The organism is Phycicoccus flavus (assembly GCF_004025965.2).
Classification (GTDB): domain Bacteria; phylum Actinomycetota; class Actinomycetes; order Actinomycetales; family Dermatophilaceae; genus Phycicoccus; species Phycicoccus flavus.
Map to the genome: position 1 here is coordinate 24,892 of NZ_SAYU02000001.1, position 15,672 is coordinate 40,563.

The following is a 15,672-nucleotide window of genomic DNA, read 5'->3' on the forward strand; positions in this document are numbered from 1 at the left end:
CGACACCGCCGTCCGCCGAGCCTGGAGATCTCCCGTGAACCGCCCATCGCACCTCGACCGCCACCACCGCATCCTGTTCGGGGCCGCCTTCTACGACGAGTACCGCCGCACCGGAAGCCTCGCCCAGGACCTCGACCTCATGGTCGGGGCCGGGTTCACCGTCATCCGGGTCGGGGAGTCGGTGTGGTCCACCTGGGAGCCCTCGCCCGGCGAGTTCTCGCTGGACTGGCTGGCCCCGGTGCTCGACGGCGCCTACGAGCGCGGCCTGAGCGTCGTCCTCGGGACGCCGACGTACGCCGTGCCGGCCTGGCTGAGCACGATGCACCCCGAGATCGCCGCCGACCTCGCCACCGGGACCCCGCACCCGTGGGGCTCGCGCCAAGAGGTCGACATCACCCACCCGACCTTCCGCTGGTACGCCGAGCGGGTCGTCCGCGAGGTCGTCGCCCGCTACGCGGGGCACCCGGCGGTGATCGGGTTCCAGGTCGACAACGAGCCCGGACTGCACCTCCTGCACAACGAGCACCTCTTCGAGCGCTTCCGCGACCACCTGCTCGCGACCTACGGGGACGTCGAGACGCTCAACGAGCGATGGGGCCTCACCTACTGGTCGCACCGCCTGCGCGACCTGGACGAGCTGTGGCGCCCGGACGGCAACCACTCGCCGCAGTACCAGCTGGAGTGGCGGCGCTTCCAGCACCTGCTCGTCGACGAGTTCATCGCCTGGCAGGCCGACATCGTGCGCGAGTACGCCGGCGAGGACCAGTTCGTCACGACCTGCATCTCCTACGAGCGGCCGGCGGTCGACGACCGGTCCCTCACCGAGGCCCTCGACGTCACCGCGGGCAACCCGTACTACAAGATGCAGGACGCCCTGGACATCACCCGGGAGGTGCGCCGCGAGGAGATGTGGTGGTCCTCCGGCGTGTGGGGCCTCTACGAGCAGGCCGACCGGATGTGGTCCTCGAAGCAGGACCGCTTCCTCGTCACCGAGACCAACGCCCAGTCGATCGGGCAGTCGCACTGGCAGAACCACATCCCCTACCCGGGGCAGATCGAGCTCGCCGGCCTCGCCCTCGTGGCCCGGGGCGCCGCGATGATCGAGTACTGGCAGTGGCAGACGCTGCACGTCGGCATCGAGACCTACTGGGGCGGGGTCCTGCCGCACAGCGGACGCCCCGGACGCATCTACCGCGAGGTCTCGCGGCTCGGGCACCGGCTGCGCGAGCTGTCCCCGCAGCTCGAGGGGTTCGTCCCAGACGCCGACGTCACGCTGGTGTACTCCACCGACACCAAGCGCAGCTTCGACTTCTACCCACCCCTGGCCGACGCCGACGGTGGACCGGACCGCGACTCCTACCTGCGGATCTTCGACGCGTTCTACCGCGGCGCCTTCGAGGCGGGGGCGCAGGCGCGGGTCCTCCACGTCGAGCAGCTCACCGCGCTGACCCCGGCGGACGCCGTCCGGCAGCACCCGGTCCTCGTCGTCCCGTCGCTCTACGTCGCCTCCGACGCGCAGCTGGACGCGCTCGTCGCGTACGCCGAGGCGGGCGGGCACCTCGTCGTCGGCATCCGGACCGGGTACGGCGACGAGCTCGCCCGGGCGCGGCCCGAGGTCGCACCCGCCAGGATCGGGCCGGCCGCGGGCGTCATGTACGACGAGTACACGACCCTGGACAGCCCGGCGGCGGTCACGAGCAGCACGGTCCCGCTCGGGGACGGGGCCGCCGGTGACGCGTGGGCCGACGGCCTGCACGTCGAGGGGGCGGAGGTGCTCGTGTGCTACACCGACGGCATCTACGCCGGGGGTCCCGCCGTCACCACCCGAGAGGTCGGGCTCGGCCGGATGACGTACGTCGGGACCGTCCCGAACCGGACGCTGGCCGCCGACCTCCTGCGCTGGGCCGTGCCCCGGACCGCCACGGCCGACTGGACCCGCGACCCGGCGGTGACCGTCACCTCCGGGCGTAGCACCCACGGGCGGCTGTGGTTCGTGTCGAACTGGAGCCGGGACGAGGCCGAGGTGCTCGTGCCGGTCGGGGTGGGCGACGGTGACGGCTCCCTCACGCCGGGTTCCCGGATCCGGCTGGCCCCGTGGTCGGTGCGGGTGCTTCTCGCGCAGGCCACCCCGGCGCAGGAGGTCCCCCGGGATCATGCCGTCAGTCGGTGACGTCCCCCCGGACCCCGCCCCCCCGGCGGTCCTGCGCTTCGACCGGCCGGCACGGACCTGGCTGGAGTGCCTGCCCCTGGGCAACGGGTCGGTCGGTGCCATGCTCGACGGCGGGGTGCCCGAGGGACGCCTGCGGCTGAACCACGAGCACGGCTGGTCCGGCTCCCCCGGGAGCGAGCGGCAGGCGTCGGTCCCGGCCGACATCGCCGCCGCGGCCCTCGCCCGGGCCCGGAGGGCGCTCGCGGACGGGCGGCCCGCCGACGCCGAGGGGCATCTGGCTCGGATGCAGGGCCGCTACTCGCAGGCCTTCCTCCCCATGGGCGAATGCGTGCTGCGGTGCGCGGCGGCCCCGGACGGGGGCTACGAGCGCAGCCTCGACCTGGCCACCGGGGTGCACGAGGTGCGTGCCGGTGAGGTGCGCCAGCGGGTCGTGGCCTCGGCGCCGCTCGGCGTCCTCGCCGTCGAGACGACCTGTCCCGTCGAGGTGGCCCTGGACACCCCGCTCGCCGTCGTGGACCGCCGAGAGTCCGGCGACGAGCGCGTCCTGCTCGTGCGGTGGCCCTCGGACGTGCCGCCGGTCCACGAGCAGGACTACCCGGCGGCGACCTGGGACCCGACGCCGGGCGCCGCGCTGGAGGGCGTGGTGCTCGCCCGCACCCGCCCCGCCCCGGACGGAGGGTCGCTCGTGGTCCTCGCCCTCGAGACCACCTTCCCGGGCCTGGGCCGGACCGGCGGCGGCAGGGTCGAGGACGCCGTGGAGCGCGCCCGGGCGCGGGTCGCGCATGCCTGCGTGCTCCCGGTGGACGAGGTCTTCGCGCAGGCGGCGCAGGACCACGGCCGGCTCTTCGGCCGGAGCCGGGTCGAGACCGCCTCGCCGGTCGAGCCCGACCGCGACCTCGGGCGCCGCCTCGAGGCGGCGTTCTCGTCCGGGACCCATCCGTGGGCGGCCGACCCGGGCCTGGCCGGGCTCCTCTACGACGTCGGCCGCTACCTGCTCGTCGCCTCCGCCCGCGAGGGAGGCCTGCCCCCGACCCTCCAGGGGATCTGGAACGCGCAGATGCGCCCGCCCTGGAGCAGCAACTACACGCTGAACATCAACGCCCAGATGAACCACTGGGCCTGCCACCCGACGTCGCTGTCGGAGACCGCGGAGCCCCTCCTCGCGCTCGTCGAGGCCCTCGCGGTGGCCGGTCGCGAGACGGCCCGGAGGCTGTACGACGCGCCGGGCTGGTGCGTCCACCACAACACCGACCAGTGGCTCTTCAGCAGCCCGGTCGGGGAGGGCCACGGACAGGCGCGCTGGTCCTCCTGGCCGATGGCCGCGCCGTGGCTCGTCGTGCAGCTCTGGTCGGCCGTCGAGTTCGGCGCGGGCCACCCGCAGCGGCTCTGGCCGCTAGCTCGGGGCGCCGCCGAGTTCCTCCTCGCCTGGCACCACGAGGTCGGGGACGGCCGCTGGGTCACCGCACCGGCCACCTCGCCCGAGAACGTCTACCGCGGCCCGGACGGCGCGGTGGTCGCGGTCGACGAGACGACGGCCCTGGACCAGCAGCTCGTCCACGCCCTCTTCCGGGTCGTCGCCGACCTCGCCGAGCGCCTCGGCCTCCAGGACGACGACGTCGCCGTGCGGAGCCGGGCGCGGACGGTCACGCTGTCTCCACAACCGGCCGTGGCCGCCGACGGGACGCTGCAGGAGTGGGCCGGCGAGCGGGAGGAGGTCGAGCCCGGGCACCGGCACGTCAGCCACCTCTGGGGTGTCTACCCCGGGTGGGGCGGCTGGGACGAGGCAGGTCTGGCGGCGGCGGTCGCGACGCTCGAGCGACGCGGCGACGACTCCTCCGGGTGGTCGCTGGTGTGGAAGATGTGCCTCTGGGCGCGGCTGGGCCGTGGGGACAAGGTGTCCGACCTGGCCCGGCTGCTCTTCCGTCACGTCCCCACCGACCAGGGTCCCGAGGCGGGCGGGCTGTACCCGAACCTCTTCGCCGCGCACCCGCCGTTCCAGATCGACGCCAACCTCGGCTTCCCCGCCGCCCTCGCCGAGGCGCTCGTCCAGAGCCACGACGACATCCACCTGCTCCCCGCGCTCCCGTCCGAGCTCGCCGACGGCCGCGCGTCCGGCCTCACCGCGAGACCCGGGGTCCGGGTCGACCTGGAGTGGCGGGGCGGCCGCCTGGTGCAGGTGCGCCTGCGGGCCGAGCGCCCCACCCGGGTGAGGGTTCGCTACGACGGAGCGGCCCGGACCCTCGACCTCGGGAGCGAGGGGGCCGTCCTGCGGGCCGAGGACTTCGACGTCGACGGGCGTCCGGCGAGCCGGAGGAGCAGCCCGTGAGCACCGTCCCCTCCACCACCGACGCGACCCGGCCCTTCCGGGACCCGAGCCGCCCGGTGCCCGAGCGGGTCGAGGACCTGCTCGGTGCCCTCACCCTCGAGGAGAAGGTCGCCCAGCTCGGCAGCGCGTGGGAGGACGTCGAGCCCGCCGGGCCGGAGGTCGCCCCCGGCACCTCCCTGCTCGGGGTGGTCGGACCGCTGGAGCAGACCGCCGCGCACGGCCTCGGGCAGCTCACCCGGCCCTACGGCACCGTCCCCCGGACCGCACTCGAGCACGCGCAGGTGTACGCGGACCGTCAGCGCCGGGTGGTGGCCCTGAGCCGGCTCGGCATCCCGGCCATGGCCCACGACGAGTGCCTCACCGGGTTCACCGCCTTCGGGGCGACGATGTACCCGACGCCGCTCGGCCTGGCCGCGACCTTCGACCCCGCGCTCGTGCGGCGGGTCGGCGAGGCCATCGGCCAGGACCTCGCGGCGGCCGGGGTGCACCTCGGGCTGGCGCCGGTGCTGGACGTGGTCCGCGACCACCGCTGGGGTCGTTGCGAGGAGACCTTCGGCGAGGACCCCTTCCTCGTCGGTGAGATGGCCGAGGCGTACGTCACCGGGCTCCAGAGCCACGGGGTCGGCGCGACACTCAAGCACTTCGCCGGGTACTCCGCGTCCGCCGCCGGGCGTAACCACGCGCCCGTGCACGTCGGTCACCGCGAGCTGCTCGACGTCTTCCTCCCCCCCTTCGAGCGGTGTGTGCGGGCCGGCGTGGAGTCGGTGATGAACTCCTACGCCGACCTCGACGGCGTCGCCCCCGCGGCCAGCGAGTGGCTGCTCACGACGATGCTGCGCGAGCGCTGGGACTTCGAGGGCACCGTCGTGTCCGACTACTGGTCCATCCCCTTCCTCGTCTCCTCGCACCGGGTGGCGCTGGACGACGCCGACGCCGGCGTGCTCGCGCTCACGGCGGGGATGGACGTCGAGCTTCCCGACCAGCGCGGCTTCGGCCCGGCCCTCGTGGAGTCCGTCCGCACCGGAGCGGTGGCCGAGGACCTCGTGGACCGGGCGGTCCGCCGGGTGCTCGCGCAGAAGGCCGCGCACGGCCTGCTCGACCCCGACTGGGACCCGCGTCCGCCGGGCCTTCGCGACGGCACCCTCGACCTGGACCGCCCGGCGTCGCGGGCCCTGGCGCGCGAGGTCGCCGAGGCGAGCGCGGTCCTCCTGCGCGACGGCGCCGCGCTGCCGCTGCCGAGCACCGGACGCCTCGCCGTGCTCGGCCCGTGCGCCGACGACCCGCACACCCATCTCGGCTGCTACTCCTTCCCCAACCACGTGCTGTCCGACCGGCCGGAGCTCGGGCTCGGGGTCGACGTGCCGACGCACCGGGCCGCGCTGGCCTCCGCCCTGCCGGACGTCGAGGTCACCTCCGCGGCGGGTTGCCCGGTGCGTGAGCCGGACACCTCCGGGATCGCCGCCGCCGTCGAGGCTGCGCGCGCGGCCGACACCGTCGTCCTCGTCGTCGGTGACCGGCCCGGCATGTTCGGGCTCGGCACCTCGGGGGAGGGCTGCGACGTCGAGGACCTACGACTCCCCGGCTCGCAGCAGGAGCTCGTCGAGGCGGTGCTCGCGGTCGGGCGTCCGACCGTCGTCGTCGTGAGCAGCGGCAGGCCCTACGCCCTGGGGTTCGTCGACGAGCGGGCCGCGCTGGTCCAGCTCTTCCTCCCGGGCGAGGAGGGCGGCCCGGCGCTGGCCGGCCTGCTCACCGGTGCTGTCCCCTTCACAGGGCGCCTCCCGGTGCAGGTGCCCCGGACGCCGAACGGCCAGCCGCACACCTACCTGCACGCGCCGCTCGGCGGTCGGCAGACGGCCCTGTCCAACCTCGACCCCACGCCGCTCTTCCCGTTCGGGCACGGGCTGAGCGGGACCTCGTTCGAGGTCGGCGGGCTGCGGGCCTCGCGCGAGGTCGTGCGCACCGACGGGTCGTTCGAGCTCGCCGTGGACGTGCGCAACACCGGGGACCGGGCTGGCAGCGAGGTCGTCCAGGTCTACGCCACGGACCCGGTCGCCCAGGTGACCCGGCCGGTGCGCAGCCTGCTCGCCTTCGCGAAGGTGTCGCTGGAGCCCGGAGAGGCGGCCACGGTGACCTTCGAGGTCCACACCGACCGCTTCGCGTTCGCCGGCCTGGCCGAGGAGCTCGTCGTCGAGCCCGGGCGGATCGACCTCGCGGCGGGCTCCTCGAGCGAGGACCTGCCGTGCACCGTGTCCGTGACCCTCACCGGGCCGGTGCGCACGCTGCGCCGCCGGGAGGTCGTCGACGTGCCCTGGACGCTCAGGCCGGCCGCGAGCCGATCGCCGGACGCCGCCCCGGCCCTCGACGTGACCGGGGCGCGGCGGTCAGCCGGCGACGATCCGGTCGGCGACGGCCAGCGCCCGGTCGATGGGGATGGCGAAGCCGATACCGATCGACCCCGACCCGCTGCTCAGCGTGGCGATGGCGGTGTTCACCCCGACGACCCGACCGGCCATGTCGACCAGCGGTCCGCCGGAGTTGCCGGGGTTGATCGGGGCGTCGGTCTGGATGACCTCCTGGGCCGCGCCGCCGCCGAGCCGTGCCTCGCGCTCGACGGCGCTGACCAGCCCGCCGGTGACGGTCCCGGTGAGGCCGAGGGGTGAGCCGACGGCGATGACCCCCTGGCCGATGGCGAGGTCCGCTGAGGACCCGAGGTCCGCCGCCGGCGCGCCGCCCCGGCTGCTCATCCGCAGGACCGAGACGTCGTTCTCGTCGTCGCTGCCGACCACCGTGGCGGCGACGCTGCGTCCGCCGGAGAGCTGCACCCGCACCTGGGACGCGTCGCCCACGACGTGGGCGTTGGTCATCACGTGGCCGCGGTCGTCGAGGATGAAGCCGCTGCCCGAGGAGCGGCCGGCGCGCACCTGCACGACGCTCGGGAGGGCCCGGGTGGCGGCCGCCTGGGCGCTGCCGGCCGGGGCTGCGGCCACCCCGGGGGCGGCCGCACCGGGCCGGTCCCCGCGCTCGGCGGTCCACACCGCCGCGCCGGCGCCGGCCGCGCCGCCCGCGAGGACACCGACGAGGGCGGCGGCCGCGAGCCGGGACCCTGGCCGACCGCGTCGCCGCCCGTCGTCCTGCGGTGGCCGCGGCGTCGCCTCGCCCCCCGGGAACGGTCGCCCGGTACCCGGCAGACCGGCCGTGCCGAGGATGGTGGCGGCGTCGGGCAGCATCGTCGGGCCGAGGAGGGTCGGGTCGTGGACCGCGGCCGGGGCGGGCACCGGCGCGGGGTCGGACCGCTCCGGTCGCCCGGGACCGCGCCCACCGGCCCGGATCGCGGGGTCCGGCCGGCGGAAGTCGGGGCCGGCGGGCTGGCCGAGCCCGCGGACGGGCGACGGGGCCGCGGGGCGTCCGGGGGCGGGCTCGGGGCGGGTGGGGTGCTCGGACATGGGTCCCTCCTCGGGGAACGGGCGTCAGGGGAGCCGGGCGAACCAGCGGATGGACATGACCCCGGTGACGGTGAGCAGCAGGGCCGCGAGGGCGGCGAGGTAGGGCGTGAGCTCGCGGTCCTCGGTGCGCCAGCCGATGGAGGAGCCGATGTCCTCGTAGACGGCGGCCAGCTCGTCCCCGCTCGCGGCGGTGTAGGCCTGCCCCCCGGAGCCGTCGGCCAGCCCGGTGAGGGCGTCCTCGTCGACGGGGACCGGCACCGTCCGGCTGCCCGAGGTGATGACGCCGCCCGGCGTGCCGTAGGCGATCGTCGAGACCGGGACCCCGGCCGCCTCGGCCGCGGCCGCCGCCTCCTCGGGGGTTCGGCCCCGGGTGTTCGTGCCGTCGGAGAGCAGGACGACGCGACCGGGTACCGGCTCGGCCTGCGCCGCTGTCTCGTCGGCCGGGTCGGTGGGCTCCGGACGGGTGGTGCGCTCGATGACGTCCAGCGAGGTGACGACGGCGTCCCCGATGGCCGTGGCGCTGCCGAGGGTGAGGTCCTGGAGGCGGGCGGCCACCGCGTCGTGGTCGGTGGTGGGCTCGACGAGCACCGTCGCCGTCCCCGAGAAGACGACGACCCCGACGTTGAAGGAGTCCGGGAGGTTCTCGACGAACGTCTCGGCCGCGGCGCGGGCCGCGTCCAGCCGGTTGGGGGCGACGTCCTCGGCCTCCATCGAGCGGGAGGTGTCGAGGGCGACGACGACGGTCGCGCGCTCGTGCGGCACCCGGATGCTCGCCTCGGGCCGGGCGGCGGCGAGGGCGAGCAGGGCCAGGGCCAGCGAGAACGCGACGGCGGGCGCGTGGCGGCGCCAGCCGGGCCGGGCGGGCGCGACGGCGTCGAGCAGGGGGAGGGAGGCGAAGCGCACCGCGTACCGGCGGCGGCGGCGCTGGGCCAGCAGGTAGGCGCCGACGAGCGCGGCGACGGGCAGCAGCAGCAGGAGCCACCACGGGGACAGGAAGGTCATCGGGTCCTCCTTCGGGGGACGGGTCGGTGGCCCCGGCGCCGGCCGAGGACGAAGCGGGCGAGGTCGCGCACCCAGTCGCCGTCGGTGCGCAGCCGCACGTGGCCGGCCCGGCAGGACCGGACCGCGTCGGCGACGGCCGCCCGGTGGCTCGCCGCGAGCGCGGCGTAGCGCTCGCGCAGGTCGGCCGACACCCACACCTCGCGGGCGCGGCCGGACTCGGGGTCGGTGAGGGTGAGCAGCCCGAGGTCGGGCAGGTCGAGCTCGCGGGGGTCGACCACCTCGACGACGACGACGTCGTGCCGGGCGGCGAGCCGCCGCAGGGCCGGCTCCCACGGGAACGGCCGGGCGTGGGTGCCGTCGGGCTCGACGAGGTCGCTCACGACGACCCGGACCCCGGGCCGCCGGGCGCGCCGCTCCAGGGCGCCGATCGCCTCGGCGAGCGACGGCCCGCCGGCGCCCTCGCGCGGGACGTCCGCGGCCGACCGGGCCACCCGGTGGGCCCCGGCGCGGCTGGACCGCGGCGCCTCCCAGCGCAGGCCGTCCGGGCGCAGCCGCGCGACCCCGAGCCGGTTGCCCGGGCCGTCGGTGAGCAGCGCCACGGCGGCGCCGGCCGAGGCCGCGAGCGTGCTCTTCTCGACCGTGGCGGTGCCGAAGGCCATGCTCGGGGTCTCGTCGAGCAGCAGCCAGGTCTCCAGCTCGTGCTCGGCCACCGGGCGCCAGACGTGCGGCTCGAGGCTGCGGGCGGTGACGTTCCAGTCGATGCGGCGGACGTCGTCCTCGCCCGGCCGGTAGCGGACGACCTCCTCGGGGTCGGTGCCGGGACCGAGGCGGACGCCCGCGTGGTCGCCGTGCAGCAGGCCCTCGAGCCGGCGCCGCACGACGAGGTCGAGCGCGGCGAACGCCCGGGCGGGGTCGCGCGCCGCGGCGGGGTCGGCGCCGGTCACCGCCGGCCCGCCCCCTCCGGGACCTCGGTGGTGTCGTCCGGCGCCTGGGAGGGGGCGACGCGGGGCGGCTCGACGGCTGCGAGCACCGCCCGCACGACGTCCCGGGGGTCGATGCCGTCGGCCACGGCGTCGAAGCCGAGCACCAGGCGGTGGGCCATGACGTCGAGCGCGACGTCCGCGACGTCGCCGGGCAGGACGTAGTCGCGTCCCCGCAGCAGCGCCAGGGCCCGGGCGGCGGCGACGAGGCCGAGGGTCGCCCGCGGGCTGGCGCCGAGCTCGACGACGCCGTCGAGCCCGCCGAGACCGTAGCGGTGCGGCTCACGCGTCGCCATGACGAGGGAGACCGCGTACTGCGCGACGGCGTGGTGGACGAAGACGTCGTCGGCGGCCGCCTGCAGCGTCTCGACGTCGGCGAGGGACAGGATCCGCTCGGGCTCCGGCGGGGCGACGCTCATCCGCTGGAGGATGGTCAGCTCCTCGGCCTCGCTCGGGTGCGGCACGTGGACCTGGAGCAGGAAGCGGTCCCGCTGGGCCTCGGGCAGCTGGTAGACGCCCTCGGACTCGATGGGGTTCTGGGTCGCGAGGACGAGGAAGGGCCGAGGCAGCGGGTAGGTGCGGCCGGCGATGCTCACCTGGCGCTCGGCCATGGCCTCCAGCAGCGCCGACTGCACCTTGGCCGGGGCGCGGTTGATCTCGTCGGCGAGGACGAGGTTGGCGAACACCGGCCCGAGCTCGACGTCGAAGGACTCCGCGCTCGGCCGCCACACCCGGGTGCCGACGATGTCGCCCGGCATGAGGTCGGGGGTGAACTGGAGCCGGGCGAACGAGCCGCCGACGGTCCGCGCCAGGGTCCGGACGGCGAGCGTCTTCGCGACACCCGGCACGCCCTCGAGGAGGACGTGGCCCCGGGCGACGAGCCCGACGACCATCCGCTCGACCATGTGGTCCTGGCCGACGACGACCCGCTTGACCTCGAACAGTGCGCGCTCGAGCAGGGCCCGGTCGGCGGCCGGCGAGGGGCGGTGGTGGGCGCCCTGGGGTGCGTCCGCGCCGGGGGTCGGGCCCGTCCGCTCGTCGGGGTCGTGGTGCGGCTCGAGCATGGCTGCCTCCTGGGGTCCGGGACGGGTGGTGACGTCGTCCACGACATCAGGGGGCGCCGAAAACGGCAGGAAGCCGGATCGAAAATCGGGCGAAAGCGCGTTGGGCGCGGCGTGCGGACCCCGCCTACGGTGGGCCCGTGCGGGTGCTGGTGGTCGAGGACGAGGACGGGCTCGCCGGTGCCCTGCGCACGGGGCTGGTCCGCGAGGGCTACGCCGTCGACGTCGCCGGGACCTGCGCCGGCGCCCGTGAGCGGCTCGCGCTCACCGAGTACGACATCGTCCTGCTCGACCTCAACCTGCCGGACGGCTCCGGCTACGACCTCGCCCGTGAGGTGCGGGCCGGGCAGGTCGAGGGGGCGCGGGTGCCGGACACCCGCATCCTCATGCTCACCGCCCGGACGGCGCTGCGCGACCGGGTCCGCGGACTCGACGAGGGCGCCGACGACTACCTCGTCAAGCCCTTCGCGCTCCAGGAGCTCACCGCCCGGATGCGCGCGTTGCTGCGCCGGGACGTGCGGGCCGAGTCCTCGGTGCTCACCGTCGGGGAGGTGACGCTGGACTCCTCGCGCCACCTCGTGCGGCGCGGCGGGCGCGAGCTGTCGCTGACCCTCAAGGAGTTCGCCGTCCTGCGCTACCTCATGTCGCGCCCGGACCACCTCGTCTCCGCCGAGGAGCTGCTCGAGCACGTGTGGGACGAGAACGCCGACCCCTTCACCCAGACCGTCCGGGTCACCGTCGGCACGCTGCGCCGGAAGCTCACCGCCGAGGGCGAGGCGCCGGTCGTCGAGACGGTCATCGGCCGCGGCTACCGGCTGCGGGCGGGCGGGGAGGCGTCGTGAAGGCGAGTGTGGCCGGCGTGCTCCCGTCGTGGCTGCGCACCATCCGGGCCCGGCTGGCGCTCACGTACTCCGCGGTGCTGTTCGGCGTGACCGCCCTGCTGCTCGGGGGCATCTACCTGGCGCTCGCGGGCTCGGTGGAGTCACGGCCGCTGGACCCGGTGACGGTGAAGAAGTTCGAGAAGGGCCCCGGCGGGACGGTGAAGTACCGGCCGGGCGAGGACTTCCAGGCCGCCGACATCGAGGACGTCCAGGCCTTCGTGAACTTCTCGACCCTGGAGACGCTGCGGACCTACTCGTGGCTGGCCCTCGCCGGGCTCTTCGTCCTCAGCCTGGCCGTCGGCTGGTGGGTGGCCGGCCGGGCGCTGCGGCCCGTCGGTGCCATCACGACGACGGCCCGCGACATCTCCGCCACCGACCTCTCGCGCCGCATCCCCACCGACGGCCCGCCCGACGAGCTGCGCACCCTCGGCGAGACCATCAACGGCATGCTCGAACGGATCGAGCGCGCCTTCACCGCCCAGCGCGACCTCGTCGACGACGTCTCGCACGAGCTGCGCAACCCGGTGGCCGTCATCGAGGCCAACGTCGACGCCGTGCTGTCGCGCGAGGACGTCACCGCCGAGGAGCGCGCGCACGCCGCGGTCGTCGTCCACCGGGCCACCTCGCGGATGACCGGGCTGCTCGAGGACCTGCTGGCGACGGCGCGCTCACGGTCCGGCGCGTTCGCCGACGAGGTCGTCGACCTGCCGCGGCTCGCCGCCGAGGCGGTCGACGAGTACCGCATCCTCTCGGCCGACCGCGGGCTCGTCCTCTCGCTGGCTCTGCCGCCCGGGCCGACCGTCATCGGCGACCGGGAGGCCCTCGCGCGCGGCCTCGGCAACCTCCTGTCCAACGCGGTGCGCCTGTCGCCCGGTGGCGGCGAGATCGTCGTGGCCTCCGGGTCGGTGCGGGGCTGGGCCTGGGTCGCGGTGCGCGACGAGGGGCCCGGGATCGCCGAGGAGGACCGCGACCGGGTGTTCCAGCGCTTCGCCCGGACCGCCGGCCCCGACGCAGCGCCCACCGAGGGGCACGGCCTGGGGCTGACCATCGCCCGCCAGGTGGTCGAGGCGCACCAGGGCCGGATCGCGGTGCACAGCAGCCCGGGCGCCGGGGCGACGTTCGTCGTGTGGCTGCCCGACCGCGCCTCGACCCGCCCCGAGCAGCGCGCCCCCGCCGCCCCCGACGACGACCCCCTCGGCCCCACGAACTTTCTCGCCTGATCCCGGAACCTTGGGGTTCGCCGGGGTTCGGTTCCTGCGCGGACCCGAGCTTTCTCGCCTGATCCCGGAACCTTGGGGTTCGCCGGGGTTCGGTTGGTGCGCGGACCCGAGCTTTCTCGCCTGATCCCCGGACCTTCGGGTTCGCCGGGATTCGGAAGGTGCGCGAACCCGAAGGTTCCGGTGCGATCCCCGACCGTGGCCACCGGTTGCCACCGACGCCCGCCCCCGCTACGGTCTCGCCCATCCGTCCCGATAACGATATCGGGACCCGCGCAAAGGAGCGCCCACCATGTCGCGAACCCGTACCCGCGCCGCCTCGGCCCTCGGCGGGCTGGCCCTCGCCGCGGTCACCGCCCTCGTGGCCACCTCGTCCCCGGCGGTCGCCCGGAGACCGCCCTCGGACCCGTCGACGCAGACCCTCGCCACCCTCGCGGACCGCCACCACCTGGCGGTCGGCACGGCGATCGACGTCGGCGCGCTGTCCGACCCGACCTACCGCTCCATCGCCTCCACCGAGTTCTCGACGGTGACCCCCGAGAACGTCATGAAGTGGGAGGCGCTGGAGCCCACCCGGGGCCGGTACGACTGGAGCGCCGCCGACCGCTTCATGCGCTTCGCCGAGGCCAACGACCAGCAGGTCCGCGGCCACGTCCTCGTCTGGAGCAACCAGCTGCCCGGCTGGCTCACCGAGGGCGTGGCCGACGGCTCGATCGACAGGACCGAGCTGCGCGCCCTGCTGCGCAAGCACGTGACGGACGTCGTCACGCGCTACAAGGGCCGGATCTGGCAGTGGGACGTCGTCAACGAGGCCGTCGAGGACGGGTTCGACCCCGGGCCCGACGGCGTCGTCGGCTACAAGGGCTTCTGGTACGACAACCTCGGGCCCGGCTACGTCGCCGACGCCTTCCGCTGGGCCCGCGCCGCCGACCCCAAGGCGCTGCTGTTCTACAACGACTACAACATCGACGCCTTCGCCGACGGGGGCTCGCTGGACAAGACGCAGTTCGTCTACGACATGGTCCGCGACCTCAAGGCCCGCGGCGTCCCGGTCGACGGCGTCGGCAGCCAGGCGCACCTGTCCACCCGGTACCCCAACTACTCCTCCTTCCAGATCGCCGACGCGCTGAACCGGTTCGCCGGGCTCGGCGTCGCCACCGCCCTCACCGAGGTCGACGTGCGCAACCTCCTGCCCGAGGAGCGCACCGGCGACACGATCAACCCCCTGCTCCAGGCCCAGGCGTTCAACTACGGCGCGCTCATGCAGGGCTGCCTGGCCAGCCGGAAGTGCATCTCCTACACCGTCTGGGGCTTCGACGACGGGCACAGCTGGACCAACGACTGGGACTTCGGCGGCGGCGTCGGCACGGAGGCCCTGGCCGCCATCTACGACGAGGACTACCGGCCGAAGCCGGCGTACGCCCAGCTGCAGGCCGACCTCGCCTACGCCGGACCGCCGATGGTCCTGCCCCGGATCCCGCAGAAGCCGGCGCGCTGACCGGCGGGGGACGGGAGGGCTCCGGGACCGGGAACCCGGGGTCCTCCCGCCCGCGCCACGGCTACGCTCGGCGCATGGACGGACCGGGCCGGGTGCGGATGGCGGACGTCGCTCGGGCCGCGGGGGTGTCGGTGCCCACGGTCTCGAAGGTCGTCGGCGGTCGCGACGGCGTCGCCCCCGCCACCCTCGCCCGGGTCCAGGCCGCCATCGACGAGCTCGGCTACCAGGCGAGCCTCGGGGCGCAGGGCCTGCGCGGCCGGCGCAGCAACGCGGTCGGGGTGCTGCTTGCGGAGTTCACGAGCTTCACCAACGAGCTCCTCATGGGGGTGTCCGACGCCCTCGGCGAGACCGGCTACGAGCTGCTCGCCTACTCCGGCGGCGCGAACGGCGGCGCGGTCGGCTGGGAGCGGCGCTCGCTGAGCCGCATCGGCGGCACCCTCGTCGACGCCGCCATCCTCGTCACGCCGACCGTCGTCTCCACCGACACCCAGATCCCCGTCGTCGTCGTCGACCCGCACTTCGGGCCGACCGACATCCCCACCGTCGAGGGCGACAACGTCGCCGGCGCCGTCGCCGCGACCGAGCACCTCCTCGGGCTCGGGCACCGCCGCATCGCCCATCTCGCCGGCCGCGAGGACCTCGAGTCCAGCCGCCGCCGCGAGCAGGGGTTCCGCACCGCGATGGCGGGCGCGGGGCTGGCGGTCGACCCCGCCTCGGTGCGCGTCGGCGGCTACCGGCGCGAGACCTCGACGGCGCCGGCGCTCGAGCTGCTCGACCGCCCCGACCGGCCGACCGCCGTCTTCGCCGCCAACGACGAGTCCGCGGTCGCCGTCCTCGAGGTCGCCCACCGGCTCGGGCTGCGCGTCCCCGAGGACCTCTCCGTCGTCGGCTTCGACAACCTGCCCGAGTCCGCGCTGGCCGACCCGCCCCTCACCACCGTCGCCCAGCCGCTGCGCGAGATGGGGTCCGCGGCGCTCACGATGGTCGTCGACCTGCTCCGCGGCGAGGAGCCCCCGACCCGCCGTCTCACCCTGCCGACGCGCCTGGTCCACCGCTCCTCGACCGCCCCGCCCGCGCGCACCGCCCACTGACCC

General features: G+C 75.5%; 10 protein-coding genes and 1 pseudogene. 7 read left to right on the forward strand and 4 right to left on the reverse strand.

All coding sequences use genetic code 11. From position 1 onward, the window contains the following. The first annotated feature begins 34 nt into the window (after nucleotides 1–34). From EPD83_RS00115 to EPD83_RS00125, 3 genes and pseudogenes are all read left to right on the forward strand, one after another. Nucleotides 35–2,170: a beta-galactosidase gene (locus EPD83_RS00115; RefSeq protein ID WP_235950260.1), complete on the forward strand. Its 2,136-nt coding sequence runs from the start codon at nucleotides 35–37 to the stop codon at nucleotides 2,168–2,170. Further along, nucleotides 2,154–4,496: a glycosyl hydrolase family 95 catalytic domain-containing protein gene (locus tag EPD83_RS00120; protein ID WP_128365371.1), complete on the forward strand. Its 2,343-nt coding sequence runs from the start codon at nucleotides 2,154–2,156 to the stop codon at nucleotides 4,494–4,496. The genes EPD83_RS00115 and EPD83_RS00120 overlap by 17 nt, the downstream gene beginning before the upstream one ends. A gap of 56 nt (nucleotides 4,497–4,552) precedes the next feature. Further along, nucleotides 4,553–6,712, forward strand: a pseudogene (locus tag EPD83_RS00125) (beta-glucosidase); the annotation flags it as partial. 165 nt (nucleotides 6,713–6,877) lie between these two features. On the opposite strand, the gene EPD83_RS00130 reads toward EPD83_RS00125, so the two are convergent. From EPD83_RS00130 to EPD83_RS00145, 4 genes are read right to left on the reverse strand one after another with little or no spacing between them, the layout of a single operon-like run. Further along, nucleotides 6,878–7,939 (reverse strand): S1C family serine protease, encoded by a 1,062-nt coding sequence (locus EPD83_RS00130; RefSeq protein ID WP_128365370.1) that lies wholly within the window; start codon nucleotides 7,937–7,939, stop codon nucleotides 6,878–6,880. 24 nt (nucleotides 7,940–7,963) lie between these two features. Next, nucleotides 7,964–8,941 carry a VWA domain-containing protein gene (locus EPD83_RS00135; protein WP_128365369.1) on the reverse strand — a complete coding sequence of 326 codons (978 nt, stop codon included), beginning with the start codon at nucleotides 8,939–8,941 and terminating at the stop codon, nucleotides 7,964–7,966. Then, nucleotides 8,938–9,885 carry a DUF58 domain-containing protein gene (locus EPD83_RS00140; RefSeq protein WP_165566101.1) on the reverse strand — a complete coding sequence of 316 codons (948 nt, stop codon included), beginning with the start codon at nucleotides 9,883–9,885 and terminating at the stop codon, nucleotides 8,938–8,940. Before EPD83_RS00140 ends, EPD83_RS00135 begins: the two co-directional genes overlap by 4 nt. Further along, entirely contained in the window at nucleotides 9,882–10,985 is a 1,104-nt protein-coding gene (locus tag EPD83_RS00145; protein ID WP_128368065.1) for an AAA family ATPase, read from the reverse strand. The genes EPD83_RS00140 and EPD83_RS00145 overlap by 4 nt, the downstream gene beginning before the upstream one ends. 137 nt (nucleotides 10,986–11,122) lie before the next feature. Here EPD83_RS00145 and EPD83_RS00150 point away from each other — a divergent pair, with 137 nt between their 5' ends. The 4 genes from EPD83_RS00150 to EPD83_RS00165 all read left to right on the forward strand — a co-directional run bounded on the left by EPD83_RS00150 (nucleotide 11,123) and on the right by EPD83_RS00165 (nucleotide 15,669). Continuing rightward, the gene (locus tag EPD83_RS00150; RefSeq protein ID WP_128368066.1) at nucleotides 11,123–11,824 is read left to right on the forward strand and encodes a response regulator transcription factor; all 702 of its coding nucleotides are present in this window, start codon (nucleotides 11,123–11,125) and stop codon (nucleotides 11,822–11,824) included. After that, nucleotides 11,821–13,083 carry a sensor histidine kinase gene (locus tag EPD83_RS00155; RefSeq protein WP_205859348.1) on the forward strand — a complete coding sequence of 421 codons (1,263 nt, stop codon included), beginning with the start codon at nucleotides 11,821–11,823 and terminating at the stop codon, nucleotides 13,081–13,083. The genes EPD83_RS00150 and EPD83_RS00155 overlap by 4 nt, the downstream gene beginning before the upstream one ends. A 289-nt stretch (nucleotides 13,084–13,372) precedes the next feature. After that, nucleotides 13,373–14,578 (forward strand): endo-1,4-beta-xylanase, encoded by a 1,206-nt coding sequence (locus EPD83_RS00160; RefSeq protein WP_128368385.1) that lies wholly within the window; start codon nucleotides 13,373–13,375, stop codon nucleotides 14,576–14,578. 74 nt (nucleotides 14,579–14,652) lie between these two features. Then, nucleotides 14,653–15,669, forward strand: coding sequence for a LacI family DNA-binding transcriptional regulator (locus EPD83_RS00165; RefSeq protein WP_165566102.1), 1,017 nt, complete (start codon nucleotides 14,653–14,655; stop codon nucleotides 15,667–15,669). Nucleotides 15,670–15,672 lie beyond the last annotated feature (3 nt).